18 protein-coding genes are annotated in these 15,587 nt (G+C 64.4%); 15 read left to right on the top strand and 3 right to left on the bottom strand.

Annotated elements, in window-relative coordinates; genetic code table 11:
* Positions 1-90 precede the first annotated feature (90 nt).
* The 5 genes from ptsP (at position 91) to mscL (ending at position 4,448) form a co-directional block, all read left to right on the top strand.
* The gene (ptsP, locus tag ACNQPB_RS03245) at positions 91-1,791 is read left to right on the top strand and encodes a phosphoenolpyruvate--protein phosphotransferase (RefSeq protein WP_498749019.1); all 1,701 of its coding nucleotides are present in this window, start codon (positions 91-93) and stop codon (positions 1,789-1,791) included.
* A 34-nt stretch (positions 1,792-1,825) separates the two neighbouring features.
* Complete coding sequence (locus ACNQPB_RS03240) at positions 1,826-2,104, top strand: HPr family phosphocarrier protein (RefSeq protein ID WP_498749017.1); 279 nt, start codon at positions 1,826-1,828, stop codon at positions 2,102-2,104.
* An 85-nt stretch (positions 2,105-2,189) separates the two neighbouring features.
* Complete coding sequence (gene coaA, locus ACNQPB_RS03235) at positions 2,190-3,155, top strand: type I pantothenate kinase (RefSeq protein WP_498749016.1); 966 nt, start codon at positions 2,190-2,192, stop codon at positions 3,153-3,155.
* Positions 3,156-3,160: 5 nt separating this feature from the next.
* Complete coding sequence (locus ACNQPB_RS03230; RefSeq protein ID WP_498749015.1) at positions 3,161-4,033, top strand: M15 family metallopeptidase; 873 nt, start codon at positions 3,161-3,163, stop codon at positions 4,031-4,033.
* 40 nt (positions 4,034-4,073) lie between these two features.
* Positions 4,074-4,448: a large conductance mechanosensitive channel protein MscL gene (gene mscL, locus ACNQPB_RS03225; RefSeq protein ID WP_498749013.1), complete on the top strand. Its 375-nt coding sequence runs from the start codon at positions 4,074-4,076 to the stop codon at positions 4,446-4,448.
* 66 nt (positions 4,449-4,514) lie between these two features.
* Here mscL and glmM read toward each other — a convergent pair whose 3' ends face one another.
* From glmM to rplM, 3 genes are all read right to left on the bottom strand, one after another.
* Positions 4,515-5,879, bottom strand: coding sequence for a phosphoglucosamine mutase (glmM, locus tag ACNQPB_RS03220; protein ID WP_498749012.1), 1,365 nt, complete (start codon positions 5,877-5,879; stop codon positions 4,515-4,517).
* Positions 5,880-6,020: 141 nt separating this feature from the next.
* Positions 6,021-6,524, bottom strand: a complete 504-nt coding sequence (gene rpsI / locus ACNQPB_RS03215; protein WP_498749010.1) for a 30S ribosomal protein S9 — start codon at positions 6,522-6,524, stop codon at positions 6,021-6,023.
* A gap of 37 nt (positions 6,525-6,561) precedes the next feature.
* Entirely contained in the window at positions 6,562-7,005 is a 444-nt protein-coding gene (gene rplM / locus ACNQPB_RS03210) for a 50S ribosomal protein L13 (RefSeq protein WP_074587749.1), read from the bottom strand.
* A gap of 277 nt (positions 7,006-7,282) precedes the next feature.
* Here rplM and ACNQPB_RS03205 point away from each other — a divergent pair, with 277 nt between their 5' ends.
* From ACNQPB_RS03205 to ACNQPB_RS03160, 10 genes are all read left to right on the top strand, one after another.
* On the top strand, positions 7,283-7,927 hold the full coding sequence (locus tag ACNQPB_RS03205) for a prepilin peptidase (RefSeq protein ID WP_498749008.1): 645 nt from the start codon (positions 7,283-7,285) through the stop codon (positions 7,925-7,927).
* Positions 7,928-8,174: 247 nt separating this feature from the next.
* Positions 8,175-8,384 (top strand): Flp family type IVb pilin, encoded by a 210-nt coding sequence (locus tag ACNQPB_RS03200; RefSeq protein ID WP_498749006.1) that lies wholly within the window; start codon positions 8,175-8,177, stop codon positions 8,382-8,384.
* 99 nt (positions 8,385-8,483) lie between these two features.
* Positions 8,484-8,897, top strand: coding sequence for a TadE/TadG family type IV pilus assembly protein (locus tag ACNQPB_RS03195; protein ID WP_498749004.1), 414 nt, complete (start codon positions 8,484-8,486; stop codon positions 8,895-8,897).
* Between the two features lie 71 nt (positions 8,898-8,968).
* On the top strand, positions 8,969-9,937 hold the full coding sequence (locus ACNQPB_RS03190) for a Tad domain-containing protein (RefSeq protein ID WP_498749003.1): 969 nt from the start codon (positions 8,969-8,971) through the stop codon (positions 9,935-9,937).
* A 42-nt stretch (positions 9,938-9,979) separates the two neighbouring features.
* The gene (gene cpaB, locus ACNQPB_RS03185; protein WP_498749002.1) at positions 9,980-10,747 is read left to right on the top strand and encodes a Flp pilus assembly protein CpaB; all 768 of its coding nucleotides are present in this window, start codon (positions 9,980-9,982) and stop codon (positions 10,745-10,747) included.
* Positions 10,744-11,949: a CpaE/TadZ family protein gene (locus ACNQPB_RS03180; RefSeq protein ID WP_498749001.1), complete on the top strand. Its 1,206-nt coding sequence runs from the start codon at positions 10,744-10,746 to the stop codon at positions 11,947-11,949. Before cpaB ends, ACNQPB_RS03180 begins: the two co-directional genes overlap by 4 nt.
* Positions 11,946-13,427 carry a TadA family conjugal transfer-associated ATPase gene (locus ACNQPB_RS03175; protein WP_498749000.1) on the top strand — a complete coding sequence of 494 codons (1,482 nt, stop codon included), beginning with the start codon at positions 11,946-11,948 and terminating at the stop codon, positions 13,425-13,427. The genes ACNQPB_RS03180 and ACNQPB_RS03175 overlap by 4 nt, the downstream gene beginning before the upstream one ends.
* Positions 13,424-14,377, top strand: a complete 954-nt coding sequence (locus ACNQPB_RS03170; RefSeq protein ID WP_498748998.1) for a type II secretion system F family protein — start codon at positions 13,424-13,426, stop codon at positions 14,375-14,377. The genes ACNQPB_RS03175 and ACNQPB_RS03170 overlap by 4 nt, the downstream gene beginning before the upstream one ends.
* An 8-nt stretch (positions 14,378-14,385) precedes the next feature.
* On the top strand, positions 14,386-15,261 hold the full coding sequence (locus ACNQPB_RS03165) for a type II secretion system F family protein (protein WP_498748996.1): 876 nt from the start codon (positions 14,386-14,388) through the stop codon (positions 15,259-15,261).
* Positions 15,258-15,467 carry a Flp family type IVb pilin gene (locus ACNQPB_RS03160; RefSeq protein WP_498748995.1) on the top strand — a complete coding sequence of 70 codons (210 nt, stop codon included), beginning with the start codon at positions 15,258-15,260 and terminating at the stop codon, positions 15,465-15,467. The genes ACNQPB_RS03165 and ACNQPB_RS03160 overlap by 4 nt, the downstream gene beginning before the upstream one ends.
* The last annotated feature ends 120 nt before the right edge of the window (positions 15,468-15,587 follow it).

Here is a 15,587-nt window from a genome sequence, read left to right as displayed (position 1 = left end):
CGCTATATGAAGTGGCTCACAGACAATTTTTCCGGATCCGCGGTGCCGTTGCCGCCGGATCCGGACGATCAAGCAGAAGCAGAGGATTCAGTGCAGAATTTCCAAGGCGTAGGAGTCAGCCCGGGCCGCATCGTCGGCCCCGTCCGCCGTATGCCCAAGGCGGTGACCGAACCGCCGTCGGGCGAGCGCCTGGACCCGGCCATCAGTGCGGAAGCCGCAATCGCCGGCCTGAAGGCCGCGGCGCATGCAGTGCACGACGGCCTCAAGGCCCGCGCGGATACCGCCTCCGGCGATGGAAAGGCCGTCCTGGAGGCCACCGCCCTGATGGCCCGGGACACCATGCTTCTCAAGTCGGCCGCAAAGCTCATCAATGCGGGCACCTCGGCGGAACGCGCCGTCTGGGAGGCCGCTGCGTCCGTCGCCGAGATGCTGCACAACCTTGGCGGGTACATGGCCGAGCGCGCCACCGATGTGCTGGATGTGCGCGCCCGCATCGTCGCCGAACTGCGCGGCGTCCCGGCCCCCGGTATCCCCTCCTCGGAGGCACCCTTCATCCTGGTGGCCGAGGATCTCGCCCCGGCGGATACCGCCACCCTGGATCCTGCCAAAGTCCTGGCCCTGGTGACCTCCGGCGGCGGACCGCAGTCCCACACCGCCATCATCGCCCGGTCCCTGGGATTGCCCGCGGTGGTTGCCGCGCATGGCGTGGACGAGGTGGCGGACGGCTCCGAAGTGTATGTGGACGGCGCCGCCGGCTTCATTGCTGTTTCGCCGTCCGAGGAGCAGCGCGCGGCCGCCACGGCCTGGGCGGAAACCTCCGCGACGCTGGCAGGTTTCGACGGAAACGGCACGACGGCGGACGGTCACCTGGTGCCGCTCCTGGCCAATGTGGGCGGGGCCAAGGACGCCGTGGCCGCTGTCGCCCTCGGCGCCCAGGGAGTCGGCCTGTTCCGCACCGAATTCTGTTTCCTCGAACGCGACACCGAGCCCTCCGTGGATGAGCAGGCTGCCGCGTACAAGGCCGTGTTCGAGGCGTTTCCCGGCAAGAAGGTGGTCCTGCGCACCCTCGACGCCGGCGCCGACAAGCCCCTGCCGTTCCTGACGGACGCCACCGAACCCAACCCCGCGCTCGGCGTCCGCGGCTACAGGACGGACTTCACCACTCCGGGCGTCCTCGAACGCCAGCTTGAGGCGATCGCGCGGGCTGCCGACGAATCCGAAGCCGACGTCTGGGTCATGGCACCCATGATCTCCACGGCCGCCGAGGCCGCACGGTTCGCTTCCTTGTGCGCAGCGGCGGGATTGAAAACCCCGGGCGTCATGGTCGAGGTCCCCTCCGCAGCGTTGACGGCGGCCTCCGTACTGCACGAAGTCGGCTTCGCCTCGCTCGGCACCAACGACCTCACCCAGTACGCGATGGCCGCGGATCGCCAGCTTGGCCCCCTCGCCGAGCTCAACACGCCCTGGCAGCCCGCCGTCCTCCGGCTGGTGCGGCTCACTGTCGAAGGCTCGGCGCAGGAAGCTTCCGAACGGGGCGGCAGCGCCAAACCCGTGGGCGTCTGCGGCGAGGCTGCCGCGGACCCGGCCCTCGCCGTCGTACTTACCGGCCTGGGCGTGTCCACGCTCTCGATGACCGCCCGCTCGCTGGCCGCGGTGGGCACGGTCCTGAGGACGGTCACCCTGGAGCAGGCACAGGAGCTGGCCCGGCTCGCCCTCACGGCACCCGGCGCCGCCGAAGCGCGCGACTGGGTCCGCGCCAAACTTCCCGTGCTCGAAGAACTCGGCCTCTAAGTTCCCTTTCACCGGACCAATTCCAGGAGAAACCATGCCCGAACGCACAGCCACCATCGCCAGTCGCTCCGGCCTGCACGCCCGCCCCGCCGCCTTGTTCGCGGAAGCCGCGGGCGAGCAGCCGGTCGAGGTCACCATCGCCATGCAGGGAGAACCCGCCGACGACGCCCTCGACGCCGCCAGCATCCTTTCGCTCATGACGCTCGGCGCCGCGCAGGGCGACGTGGTGGTGCTCCGGGCCGAAGGCGGCGGGGCGGAGCAGGCCCTCGACTACCTGGTCCAGGTCCTCGAAACCGACCACGACGCCGAATAGCACATACTGCCGGGCAGCCCGCTCCGCACCGGAGCCGGGCTGCCCGCATTTCGTGTTGGAGTCCGGGAAGGGCAGAATCACTTAGGTGACTTTGCAACGCAACGAGGCGAATGGCGATACTTCGTCGCCTTTCGTGGAGCTGGACAGGCAGACCTGGAGCCGCCTGGCCGCGCAGATGGAGCAGCCTCTCAATGAAGAGGACATCATCCGGCTGCGGGGCCTCGGCGACCCCCTCGACATGAAGGAAGTGCGGGAGGTCTACCTGCCGTTGTCGCGGCTCCTGCACCTCTATGTGGAGGCATCCCACCAGCTGCACGCCGCCACCACCACCTTCCTCGGCGAACAGACCCAGCGCACCCCTTTCGTGATCGGCGTTGCCGGTTCGGTCGCCGTCGGGAAATCCACCATCGCCCGTGTGCTGCGCGAGATGCTGCGCCGCTGGCCCGGCACCCCGAACGTGGAACTCATCACCACCGACGGCTTCCTTTACCCCCTGGCCGAACTGAAGCGCCGGCACCTGCTCGAGCGCAAAGGTTTCCCGGAGTCCTACGACCGCCGGGCGCTCCTTCGCTTCGTGAGCGAAATCAAGGGCGGCGCCGAGGAAGTCCGCGCCCCGTGGTACTCGCACGTCACCTACGACATCGTGCCTGACAAGGAAGTAGTGGTCCGCCGCCCGGACGTGCTCATCGTCGAAGGCCTGAACGTCCTGGCCCCGGCGCGTCCGCGGCACGACGGCCGGCAGGGCCTGGCCCTGAGCGACTTCTTCGACTTCTCCATCTACGTGGATGCCAAGACCTCGTACATCGAGGAGTGGTACGTGGACCGCTTCAGGAAGCTCCGCGGCACCGCCTTCGCGCAACCGGAGTCCTACTTCCACCGCTACGCCACACTGTCCGACGCCGAGGCCGAAGCGACGGCCCGCGGCATTTGGAAGCGCATCAACGAACCGAACCTTGAAGAGAACGTCCTGCCCACCCGCGGCCGCGCCCAACTGGTGCTCACCAAGGACGCCGACCACACCATCCGCAGGATGCTCCTCCGAAAGGTCTAGCACGCATGTGCCACAACAATGCGCCGGACCGCAGGACCTTCACGGCGCTGCTCGCTGCGGGCCTCGGGATGGCTGCGCTCACCGCGTGCACCCCGGAGGACTCCAAGGGAACCGTCGCGACAGGCAGCCCGGCCGCAGCAAGCACCACCTTCGCACCGGCCGGCCCGACGGCGGCAAGCAGCCCGGTCGCTACGCCCGCCAAGCAGCCGGTTGCCAAGCAGCCGGTCGCCGCGCCCCGCAAAGGCGCGTTGTCGCCGTCGGCGTCCCTCGCGAAGCAGCATTCGCTGACCGACCCGCGCAGCCCCTGGGTGATAGTCAACAAGCACCGGCCGCTCAGGCCCCTGCAGTTCGTTCCGCCGGACCTGGTCCAGCCGGCCGTGCAGCTCGCCACCAGCGGCGAGTCCGCGCTGCTCAACAGCACGACGGCGGCTGCGGCCGAAAAGCTCTTCGCAGCGGCAGCCACTGCGGGAGTGAGCATCACGCTGGCCTCCGGATACCGTTCCTTCCAGACGCAGACTGCCACGTACAACGGCTACGTCAGCACGCGAGGACGAGCCTCCGCGGACACGGCCTCGGCCCGGCCCGGATTTTCGGAGCACCAGACCGGTTGGGCCTTCGACATCGGCGACGGCGGCGGAGCCTGCAGCTTCCAGCCGTGCTTTGCCGAACAGCCGGCGGCCGTCTGGGTCAAGGCCAACGCCTACAAGTACGGGTTCGTGGTGCGGTACCCGTGGACGATGCAGGACACCACCGGCTATTACTACGAGCCTTGGCATTTGCGGTTCGTGGGAATCGAGGCCGCCCGGGACATGGCGAAGCGCGACATCACCGCGCTGGAGGAGTACTTCGGGCTGGAACCGGCACCCGGCTACCGCTGAATTCCCGGATCCTTCGCATGTCCTGCGCTATTTTGGAGCCATGTTGAACGGATTCAAGAAGTTTGTCATGCAGGGCAACGTCATCGACTTTGCCGTAGCCGTCGTCATCGGCGCCGCCTTCAACGCGGTGGTCGATGCGATCGTCAAGGGTCTCCTGACCCCACTGATTGCCCGTCTTTTCAACGCCAAGGACCTTGCCGGGATGACCTGGGAAGGCTTTGCCTACGGCAGCGTGCTTGCTGCCATCATCAATTTCGTGCTCGTAGCGGGCGCGATCTACTTCATCGTTGTTGCACCCATGAACCACCTGATCGAGCGCCGCAACGCAAAACTGGGCATCACGCAGGAAGAGGAAGCTGCCGATCCGCAGATCTCGCTGCTCACCGAAATCCGTGACAGCCTGGCCAACAAATAGCACAGCAGAAGTGGCTGTGGCCCGCCTCCCAAGAGGCGGGCCACAGTTGTCTTTCGGGGGAAATCCTCAGACCGCGAGTTCGCGGGGAATCCCGAGGCGGTCCTCCACCACGCCGGCAAGCTCGGTGCAGATGCGCTCGGCCGTTTCCATGTCGGCGGCTTCCACCATCACACGGACCAAGGCCTCCGTGCCGGAAGGGCGCAGCAGGACGCGTCCTGATTCGCCAAGTTCCAATTCGGCTGCCGCCACGGCCGCGGCCACGCCTTCATCAGTGGCGGCACGGGACTTGTCCACGCCCTTCACGTTGATCATCAGCTGCGGAAGCTTGGTCATGGAGGCCGCGAGCTCCTTCAGGGAACGTCCGGAGCGCGCCACCTGCGCCGCCAGCTGGAGTCCTGTCAGGACACCGTCGCCCGTAGTGGCGTAATCCGAGAAGATCACGTGTCCGGACTGCTCGCCGCCCAGGCTGTATCCGCCCGCGCGCATTTCCTCGAGCACGTAACGGTCCCCGACGGCGGTTTCGCGGATGGCGATGCCTGCCTTGCGCAGGGCGATCTTGAGGCCAAGGTTGCTCATGACGGTCGCCACGAGGACGTCGTCCTTGAGTTTCCCGGTTTCCTTGAGGGCCAGGGCGAGGATTGCCATGATCTGGTCCCCGTCAACCTCATTGCCCTCGTGGTCCACCGCAAGGCAGCGGTCAGCGTCGCCGTCGTGGGCCACACCGAGGTCGGCGCCGTACTTCAGCACGGCTTCCTTCAGGGGCCCCAGATGGGTCGAGCCGACGCCATCGTTGATGTTCAGGCCGTCCGGTTCGGCACCGATGACGATGACGTCGGCCCCGGCATCCTTGAAGACCTGTGGAGAGCAGCCGCTCGCGGCACCGTGGGCGCAGTCCAGGACCACGCGCAGCCCGTCAAGGCGGCGCGGCAGGGTGGTGAGCAGGTGGACGATATAGCGGTCTTCGGCGTCCGAAAAGCGCTGGATGCGTCCGACCTCGCCGCCCACGGGGCGGGAGGGCTCCTTGCCGAGCTGCGCCTCAATGGCGTCCTCGACGTCGTCGGGCAGCTTCTGCCCGCCGCGCGCGAAGAACTTGATTCCGTTGTCCGGGGCAGGGTTGTGGGAGGCGGAAATCATGACGCCGAAATCGGCGTCGAGGTCCGCCACCAGGTAGGCTGCCGCGGGAGTTGGCAGCACGCCGGCGTCGAAGACGTCGACTCCGGAGCTGGCCAGGCCAGCTTCGACGGACGCTGCAATGAACTCGCCGCTCGCCCGCGGGTCACGGGCAACGACGGCGCGCGGACGCTTTCCATCGGGGGTGCGGTCATGGCCAAGTACGACGGCGGCGGCCTGGGCGAGCTGGAGGGCCAGCTCGGCGGTGAGGGCCCCGTTTGCGAGACCGCGCACGCCATCCGTTCCAAATAATCTAGACATCGGCTCAAGTCTAGACGAAGGCCAGCCGTCTCCCGGACTCGACCCACGTGCCGCCCATGGGATTACGGAAAAGGCGAAAGCCCGCCCCGCCGAGACGGCGGAACGGGCTTCCAGCTGGACGCAAGGCGTCCAAAAAGCGATTTAGCGCTTGGAGTACTGCGGGGCGCGACGTGCCTTCTTGAGACCGGCCTTCTTACGCTCGATGACGCGGGCGTCACGAGTCAGGAAGCCGGCCTTCTTAAGGGTCGGGCGGTTGTTCTCGACGTCGATCTCGTTCAGCGAACGGGCAACACCGAGGCGCAGCGCACCGGCCTGGCCGGAGGGGCCACCACCGTGGATGCGGGCGATGACATCGTAGGCGCCTTCAAGTTCGAGGATCTTGAAGGGTTCGTTGACTTCCTGCTGGTGCAGCTTGTTCGGGAAGTAGTTGGCCAGCTCGCGGCCGTTGATGGTCCACTTGCCGGAGCCCGGCACAACGCGGACGCGTGCAACGGCTTCCTTGCGGCGGCCAACAGCTGCGCCGGCAACGGTCAGTGCGGGGCGCTCCTTCTTCGGCGCAGCGTCAGCCGGTGCGCTTTCAGAGGTGTAGCTGGTCAGTTCCTCAGCCTCAACGGCTTCGTTGGTCAGTTCTTCGTTCTGAGCCACGATTCTCCTTGTATAAAAAGTTGTTTGGTGGCCAGGACTACTGGGCGACCTGGGTGATTTCGAAAGTCTTCGGCTGCTGGGCAGCGTGCGGGTGCTCAGCGCCACGGTAGACCTTGAGCTTGCTCAGCTGCTGAGCGGCGAGGGAGTTCTTGGGGAGCATGCCCTTGACAGCCTTCTCCACGGCGCGAACCGGGTTGGACTCAAGCAGTTCCGCGTAGTTGACGGAGGTCAGGCCGCCCGGGTAGCCGGAGTGGCGGTATGCGCGCTTCTGCTCCAGCTTGGCGCCGGTCAGTGCGACCTTCTCGGCGTTGATGATGATGACGAAGTCGCCCATGTCCATGTGGGACGCAAAGGTCGGCTTGTGCTTTCCGCGCAGCAGTGTTGCGGTCTGGCTGGCAAGACGACCAAGGACAACATCGGTGGCGTCAATGACGTGCCACTGGCGGTTGATATCGCCGGGCTTCGGGGTGTACGTACGCACGGTTTTGCCTCGTTCTTGTTCTGGCGTTCATGTTTTAGGCCACACGCACAAGCGTGGACCTACTCTGTATGCGCTACCGGAACAGAGGTGAGGGCTCTATGTAACCAGTCATCCCAAGGTCTCGAAATGCCTCCCGGGTATGTGATCCTGCAACTGGATCCCCGAGCGGGCATGTGTCATCGAGAAAGGACACGCACAACGACTATCAACAATAGCGCCAAGGCGCTTGCAGGGTCAAAATGAGGGGAACTGTCCGCCGCTGTCCGAGGAGGTGCCGGTGACCGCCGCCCCTGTATTGCTTGTTCTTGCCGGGATCACAGGCACCGGCTTGAGCCTGCTGGCGGACCTCGCCATCAATCTCTGGCTGCCGCGGCTTGGCAGCATGCCACCCCTTTGGGCGAGGCTTACGACGGCGGCAATCACCGCTGTTTTGTTCGTCCTGTTTGTGTGGCGTTTTGGCATTTCTCCTGAATTGCCGGCTTTTCTTGCCCTGGGGGTCTTGGCGGTCCAGCTCTCGCGGGTGGATATTGCCTTGCATTTGCTTCCAAATCCCCTGGTTCTGGGACTCCTGGCAGCCGGACTGGCCCTCTTCACGGCCTCCGCGGCACTCGGTTCGGACTGGGGTGCGCTGCTTCGGGCAGCCGCCGGCGGCGCGGTTCTCTTCGCCGGCTACCTGATTCTCGGATTAATTTCTCCGAGGAGCCTCGGAATGGGCGATGTGAAGCTCGCAGCACCCCTTGGCGTGTACTTGGGCTACTTGGGTTGGACACAGGTGTTCTACGGGGGGCTGCTGGGCTTTGCGGTAGGTGGCGTGTCCACGGTGCTGATGTTGCGGCTGGGGCGCGGAAATGCGCCGAAAGAGACGCCCCACGGCCCGCCGATGTTCGCTGCGGCCATTGGCGTCCTGCTCCTTCTCCACTAGTTACACTCCGGCGGGCCCGAGTACTTAACGAACAGGCCCAGCCCGCTTCCAAGTAGTACTTGGAATAGAAACTGAGTACTCACACAAAAACCGTCAAGGTGCCCCGATAAAAGTCGAGTACAGCCATGTCTTGCCACCTTCCCTCCCCCGGGTGAATTCTTTTGGTATCGAAATCCGAACCGCTGGATATGGGGGCGGCTGGGAATTCGGCCAAAAACAATTCACCTTATCTGGGAAGGATTTTCCAATGTCATCTCTCATGATTCCAGTGCTCGTATTCATCGCCGGCATCAAGGATCGCTTCACCTCCGAAAAGGGCGCGACCGCCACTGAATACTCGCTGCTCGTGGCCTTCATCGCTCTCGTCGTCCTCATCGGAGTCACCGCCTTCGGCGGCGCACTCAACAAGTGGTTCGGCGATCTGGCCGCCACCGTCGGTTCGTGGCGCACGGCGTAGTTCGCTCGTCCAACCTTCTTGGTGCCGCGTCCGCTCAGCGCGGGCGCGGCACCGCCATTTCTGGGAAACATCACACAATACGGCCATCTGGGGGGTCACATGAAGCACCAAAGAGGCCGCGCCACGGAAAAATCCCGGGGCGCTGTTGCCGTTGAATTCGCCCTTGTTGTTCCCTTCCTGCTCCTCCTGGTGGCCGGGATCATCGAATTTTCATACGCCATGGGGATCGAAATATCAGTCACCCAGGCCGCAAGGGAAGCCGCCAGGACGTACGCCATCACCGGGGACTGGAGCAAGGCAACGGCCGCCGGCAAAGCCGGGGCACCAAGCCTGAGCAATCCCATTTCCTTTAGCAAGGATATTACCTGCGCCCCGAACAGCACGGTAAAAGTCACCGCGCAATACACCACGAATTCGCTCACTGGATTTGCGATGCGGATCTCCGGCAATTCCATTTCATTCGTGGGTTCGTTTACAAGCACCGGAGTGGGGGCAATGCGATGTGGCGGTTAGTCAAGAATTCAAAGCCGCGCCACAGGGCTGAGAAAAAAGAGCCAAAAGGCAAGGAACGCGGCGCAGCCGGTGTGACGGTTGCACTCATGCTCCTGGCGTTGATCGGTGCCGGCGCAATCGCCGTGGACGTGGGGCAAATCTACGTCGAACGGGGTGAACTCCAAAACGGCGCGGACGCCGGGGCTCTGGCGGTGGCACAGCTTTGTGCATCCAGCATGGGCTGCACGCAGGCCAGTGCCGAGTCTTCGGCCAAGTCACTCGCGAATGGAAACGCCCGGGATGGCAAGTCCGCGGTCGATTCAGTGGACCTGAGCGTTGCGAACCGGGTCACGGTCAGGACCTCGACGATCAACGGCAGCGGCGGCGGCTTCCTGAACAAGATGTTCGCCAGCGCCCTGAACGCACCTCCGGCCACCGTGGGGGCCTCTGCAACCGCCGGCCTGACGTTCCCGGGCGGGAACGGCGCCTTCCCGCTCGCATTCTCCAACAAGTGCTGGGACCTGAGCGGAGGAGTGGCTACGGGCAGCATGCAGAAGATCTCCTGGAAACCGGGCACCACCTGCACCAATCCCTCCGGACACGTCGTTCCGGGCGGCTGGGGCTGGCTCGATGATCCCGATGGAGACTGCTACGCCGTGACCACAGTGGGCAATGTGGTCGGTTCGGACCCCGGCAACAACAAGCCGACGCAGTGCTCCACCATCCTGCAGGGCTGGATCAACGACCTGGCTGCCGGCAAGACAGTCCAGGTTGCTTTCCCGGTCTTCGACACCATGACCGGTACCGGCAACGGTGCGCTCTACCACATCATCGGATACGCCACCTTCAAGATCGTCGGGTGGAAGTTCGGCAACGGCAGTCCCTACGAGTACCGCAACACCACGGCAGCAACCGGCAACTCCAACCTTGCATGCTCCGGAGGAAACGACCGCTGCATCATCGGGCAATTCGTCAAGTACGTCACCATCGATGCCGCCGCAGGCGGTGGCGCCGGGTCTGGGCAAAACCTCGGCACCGTCATCGTGAAACTCATCAAATAGCGGACCGGTTCCACGCCTTCCGCGCATCGACAGGAGAAGAAAGTGAAAACACGCCTACTGGGAGGCATCGCTGCGCTTGTCGTAGCCATCATCGGGACGGTGATGCTTCTCGTTTACGTCCAAGGCGCCGACAGGCGGGCCCTGGCCAACACTGAGACCGAAGAGGTCTACATCGTTCAGAAGGAAATTCCCGCCGGCACCGGCGTCGACAAGTTCGGCGACAGCGTCATCAAGAAGGCGGTCCCGAAGTCGGCCATTGCCGAGGACAGCGTCAGGAGCCTCGGCGATCTGGGAAACAAGGTCTCTTCCATCGAATTCATGCCCGGTGAGCAAGTGCTTGCCTCGCGCATGGTGGATCCGGGATCGCTCCTCGGCCGCGGCCGGGTGGCCGTACCTACGGGGCTACAGGAAGTCACGGTCAAGCTCGACATCGAGCGCGTTGTCGGAGGCAATCTCCAGGCCGGAGACACAGTCGGTGTGCTGCTGTCCTTCAAGCCACAGGACAACAAAGTCCCGGCCATGACACAGCTGTCCTTGCACAAGGTCCTTGTCACGGCAGTCCAGGACGCCACCGGCACCATCACGGACTCCACAACGTCCCAGGCCCAGGCCACCGACAGCGGCTCCCTCAACGCGAACAAGAACGCGTCCGCACGGGGTACCTACCTGGTGACCCTGGCCCGGCCGGCAAGCGACGTCGAAAAGATCGTCTTCGCGGTCGAGTTCGGAGCCGTCTACCTGAGCAAGGAACCGGGCGATGCCACCCAAGGCAACTCCGGAGTGATGACTCTCGGCAAGGTATTCCGATGAGCCGCTTCATTCTGATCACACCGGACACCGACTTCGAACGCAGGGTCCGTTCGGCCACAGCCGGCATGAGCGGCAGCCTGCAGTGGTTCCAGGCGGACTACCTTCCGGAAGGGCCGCAGGACATCCTCAGCCAACTCCTGGGTGAGCCCCCGGAGGTCCTCATCCTTGGTCCCGGCCTGAACATCACCGAATCCCTCAAGCACGCTTCCCTGCTGGACCTGCAGTTCCCGGAAATCAGCGTGGTCCTCGCGGCCGAACAGACTCCGGAACTGGTCCTGGCGGCCATGCGCGCCGGCGTCAGGGACATCCTGTCCCCGGCAGCCGAGGCCGACGGAATCCGCGTCATGGTCGAACGTGCCAGCCTCGCAGCGGCAGGACGGCGTCGGGGGCTTGCCCCCAGCGCCATCGAGTCCCCGGACCAGGCATCGGGCGGACGGGTCATCGCCGTCATGTCGCCCAAGGGTGGAGTCGGCAAGACCACCGTAGCCACGAACCTCGCCGTTGGGCTTGGCGCTATGGCCCCGATGGGCGTCGTCATCGTCGATCTGGACCTGCAGTTCGGCGACGTCGCAAGCGGCCTGCTCCTGGAGCCGGAGCACACCATCACCGACGCCGTCCTCGGGCCGGCAAGCCAGGATTCCATGGTGCTCAAGACCTACCTGAGCGTCCACCCGGCCAGCATCTACGCGCTCTGTGCCCCCCGCAACCCGGTGGAAATGGACCGCATCAAGGCCGAGCATGTCAGCCACCTTCTGGGGCAGCTGAGGCACGAGTTCCAGTACGTCGTCATCGACACGGCTCCCGGCCTCGGCGAGCATGTGTTGGCGGCCCTTGAAAATGCGACAGACGCGGTGTGGGTCTGCGGCATGGACATACCAAGCATCCGTGGGCTGCGGACCGGCCTGCACATCCTTGAGGAACTGCAGCTCCTGCCGCAGCACCGGCATGTAGTGCTGAACATGGCCGACCCACGGAGCGGCCTGGTCCTGACTGATGTGGAGGCGACCATCGGCGTGCCCGTCGATGTCGCGATTCCGCGCTCGAAGACCCTGCCGTTCTCTACGAACAAGGGCGTCCCCCTGCTGCAGGACAACAGGCGGGACGCGGCGGCCAAAGGCCTGCGTTCCCTGGTGGAACGCTTCAAGCCCAATTGGGATGAACGAACCCACAAGCAACTTCACAGAAGGGCGGTAGTCCGGTGAACCTCTCACGCAGGCTCGAAAGCCTTCACGGTGACGAACCCTCGGGCGGTGGCGCAGCTGCTCCCGGCGAGGCGTCCAATGCCTCGTCCGCCGAAACGCCAACGCTCAGCCGTTTCCAGGAAGTCCGTGCTGCGGAAGTCGCACAGACGAACTCACAGCGCGACGACAGCATGCAATCGACTGCCCTCGCCAGCGAGGCATTGGGAAGCCTCAAGGAACGCGCAAGTACAGCTCTGTACGAACGCATGGGATCCCGTCTGACGGACTCGTCCCTGGACGAGGCGGAACTGCACCAGTACGTCCGCGACGAGCTGAAACTCGTCGTCGACGCCGAACAGGTCCCCCTCACGGCTGCCGAACGCCATCGCCTGACCTCAGAAATCATCGATGACGTCCTGGGGCACGGACCGATCCAACGTTTCCTCGACGATCCTGAAATCACTGAGGTGATGGTCAACCGCTACGACAGCGTTTACGTGGAACGGTACGGCCGGCTCTACAAGACGGAAGCGAAGTTTGCTTCGGACGACGCCTTGCGGCGCGTCATCGAACGGATCGTCTCCAGGGTGGGGCGTCGGATTGACGAGTCGTCGCCTTTGGTGGATGCCCGTCTGGCCGACGGCTCACGCGTGAACGCCATCATTCCGCCCTTGGCAGTCAATGGCCCTTCCCTCACCATCCGGAAATTCGGCCGGGAAGCCCTGACTGTCAATAAGCTCATCGAGTTCGGCAGCCTGACCCCGGAAATGGCCGAACTTCTGAGGGCCTGTGTCCTGGCCCGGATGAACATCATCGTTTCCGGCGGTACAGGTACGGGCAAGACTACCCTGTTGAATGTGCTCTCCTCCTTCATCCCGTCGGACGACAGGATTGTCACCATCGAGGACGCGGTGGAACTCCAGCTCCAGCAGGAACATGTGGTGCGTCTGGAAAGCCGGCCAGCCAACATCGAGGGACGGGGTGAAGTCACCATCCGTGACCTGGTCCGGAACTCGCTGCGCATGCGTCCCGACCGCATCGTGGTCGGCGAGGTCCGCGGCGGCGAGTCACTGGACATGCTGCAGGCCATGAACACCGGCCATGACGGATCGATTTCCACAGTCCACGCCAACTCGCCGCGCGATGCCATCGCCCGCCTGGAGACCTTGGTGCTGATGGCCGGCATGGACCTGCCCCTGCGGGCCATCCGCGAGCAGGTCGCCTCCGCCGTGAACCTCATTGTGCACATCACGCGCCTCCGTGACGGCACCCGCCGCATCACGCACCTGACCGAGGTCCAGGGCATGGAGGGCGATATTGTGACCCTGCAGGATGCCTTCGTGTTCGACTACTCGGCAGGGGTCGATGCCAACGGGCGCTTCCTCGGCAAGCCGATGCCGACAGGTGTGCGTCCGCGGTTCACCGACCGCTTTGCGGAGCTGGGTATCCCGATCTCGCCGGCAGTTTTCGGTCCCTTGGTTCCGGGAGGACGGCGATGAACGCCGCCGAGGGCTCGCCCCTCATGCTGGTGGCCGGCCTGCTCGGAGTCTATCTGGCCCTGCTGTTCGTGGTGCTGCTGGTGCTCAAGCCCACCCGCTCCCTCGACATCCAACGCCGGCAACCTGGGATCCAGATCCGGCAGTCGGCCCTGACGGTGCTCACGGACACCGCAAAGGGAGCCATCGACTCGAGGATCCACATGGGATCCGGCGGCTTACTCTCGCAGGCCCGGCTGGATGCGGCCGGCCTGAAGAAGCAAACGTCGGACTACATCCTGATTTCCGGCGTCGTGGTGCTCATTGCCGGGGTCGCCGGTTTTGTCCTGGCAGGCTTCATCTTCGCCGTCGTGATGTGCGTACTTGCCGTCATCGGGCTGGTGCTGGCCTTGAAATTGATCACTGCCCGCCGCCAGGCACACTTCGATGAGCAGGTCCCGGACACGCTCCAGATGCTCACCGGCGGAATGCGTGCCGGGCACAGCCTTCTCAGGGCAGTCGATGCCGCGGCCAGGGAAAATGAAACCCCGATGTCAGAAGAACTGACGCGGGTTGTCAACGAAACCCGGATCGGCCGGGACCTCGGCGAATCGATGCATGAGGTCGCTTTCAGGACATCGAACGAGGACTTCACCTGGATTACCCAGGCCATCGAAATCCACCGGGAAGTCGGCGGAGATCTGGCAGAGGTCCTCGACCACGTCGGTGAAACCATCCGTGACAGGAACCAGATCCGCCGGCAGGTCCGGGCGCTCAGCGCAGAGGGCAGAGTATCCGCGATCGTGCTGGTGTCTTTGCCCGTGGTCATGTTCGTCATTCTCTGCTTCATGAATCCCCTGTATGCGACCACCTTCACGTCGACGCTTCCCGGTTTCATCCTGATCGCCGTCGCGGTGATCATGCTGACCGTGGGATCGTTCTGGCTGAGCCGACTCATCAAGCCGAAGTACTAGGAGGAGCCATGCAACCCTTTGCTTATGCTGCCATGCTGGCAATCATCGCACCGGTCTCCTGGATGGTGTGGCTCGCTTTCACGGACGACCGCGTCGCAATGCGCAACATCCGGAAGAACCTCGGCCAGAAGGCAGCCGTCGCCGCCCGACCGGCGAACGCCGCCCAATGGTTGTCTGAAAAGTCCCGGCAACTTGCCCCCGTTGGCTACGTAGCCTGGCTCGACAAACAACTTGCCGGAGCGGGTCGGCCCAAAGACTGGCCGTTGCCCCGGGTCCTCATGGTCAAGCCCCTCTTGGCCCTGGGCGGAGCCGTCCTTGGCGCCATGCTCTTCCTTGTCGATCCTTCTGCCGGCAAAGCCTTGCTGGGCCTTGGAGTGACGGTGTTCGCGTACTTCGTTCCGGACATCCTCATCCGTAACAACGCGCAAAAGCGTCGGCAAGCAATGAAACTTGCACTGCCGAATGTGCTCGATCAGATGCTGATTTCGGTCCAGGCAGGCCTCGGGTTCGAAGCCGCGATGGCAAGGGCCGCCGAAAACGGAAAAGGACCGCTCTCGGACGAACTCATCCGCACCCTTCAGGACATCCAGGTGGGGCGCAGCAGGAAGGATGCCTACCTGGCCTTCGCCGGGCGTGCGGACGTCCCCGACGTGCGCAGCTTCATCCGGTCGGTTGTGCAGGCCGATGAATACGGCATCGCCATTGCCAAAGTACTCAAAGCACAGGCTCAGGAGATGCGGCTCAAGCGCCGGCAGCGCGCCGAGGAACATGCCATGAAGATCCCGGTGAAGATTCTTTTCCCCTTGATCGTCTGCATCTTCCCGGCACTTCTCGTCATCGTCCTTGGGCCGGCCGCGCTCTCAATCGCAAGGCTGTTCCAATGAGCGCCCAAGGCGCGGACCGGGACCCCTCGGTTCCGCAGGGCGGGCACCAGAACGGCGAACGCGGAAGCACGGCCACTGAATACTCGATGTTGGCAGGCTTCATCGCAATCGTCATCGTCATCGGAGTCGGACTGTTCGGTGCCGCGCTTAATCAGTACTACGGCGCCCTCACCAACACCCTGAAGGCAGCCCTCGGTCTCCCCTGACACCAACCACCCGACCGCCTGTCTGGGCAGGCACCTGGAGTACCTCGACGCCACCACCGGCAGCTGCTGGAACTGCCGGAGGGAGGTACCCGATTTGGCACCCTTTGCGAGGGGGCGCCG

Origin of the sequence: Curtobacterium sp. LFS079 (assembly GCF_047977865.1) — a bacterium.
Classification (GTDB): Bacteria; Actinomycetota; Actinomycetes; order Actinomycetales; family Micrococcaceae; genus Arthrobacter.
Note: the sequence above shows the minus strand (reverse complement) of the source record. Positions and strands in the feature narration are given on the sequence as shown.

What these genes read in the sequence shown, in the direction of transcription:
- ACNQPB_RS03240 (WP_498749017.1), top strand. Translation starts at nt 1,826, where the DNA reads ATGCCCGAACGCACAGCCACCATCGCCAGTCGCTCCGGCCTGCACGCC.
- ACNQPB_RS03230 (WP_498749015.1), top strand. Translation starts at nt 3,161, where the DNA reads ATGTGCCACAACAATGCGCCGGACCGCAGGACCTTCACGGCGCTGCTC.
- mscL (WP_498749013.1), top strand. Translation starts at nt 4,074, where the DNA reads ATGTTGAACGGATTCAAGAAGTTTGTCATGCAGGGCAACGTCATCGAC.
- glmM (WP_498749012.1), bottom strand. Translation starts at nt 5,879, where the DNA reads ATGTCTAGATTATTTGGAACGGATGGCGTGCGCGGTCTCGCAAACGGG.
- ACNQPB_RS03200 (WP_498749006.1), top strand. Translation starts at nt 8,175, where the DNA reads ATGTCATCTCTCATGATTCCAGTGCTCGTATTCATCGCCGGCATCAAG.
- ACNQPB_RS03195 (WP_498749004.1), top strand. Translation starts at nt 8,484, where the DNA reads ATGAAGCACCAAAGAGGCCGCGCCACGGAAAAATCCCGGGGCGCTGTT.
- ACNQPB_RS03180 (WP_498749001.1), top strand. Translation starts at nt 10,744, where the DNA reads ATGAGCCGCTTCATTCTGATCACACCGGACACCGACTTCGAACGCAGG.
- ACNQPB_RS03170 (WP_498748998.1), top strand. Translation starts at nt 13,424, where the DNA reads ATGAACGCCGCCGAGGGCTCGCCCCTCATGCTGGTGGCCGGCCTGCTC.
- ACNQPB_RS03165 (WP_498748996.1), top strand. Translation starts at nt 14,386, where the DNA reads ATGCAACCCTTTGCTTATGCTGCCATGCTGGCAATCATCGCACCGGTC.
- ACNQPB_RS03160 (WP_498748995.1), top strand. Translation starts at nt 15,258, where the DNA reads ATGAGCGCCCAAGGCGCGGACCGGGACCCCTCGGTTCCGCAGGGCGGG.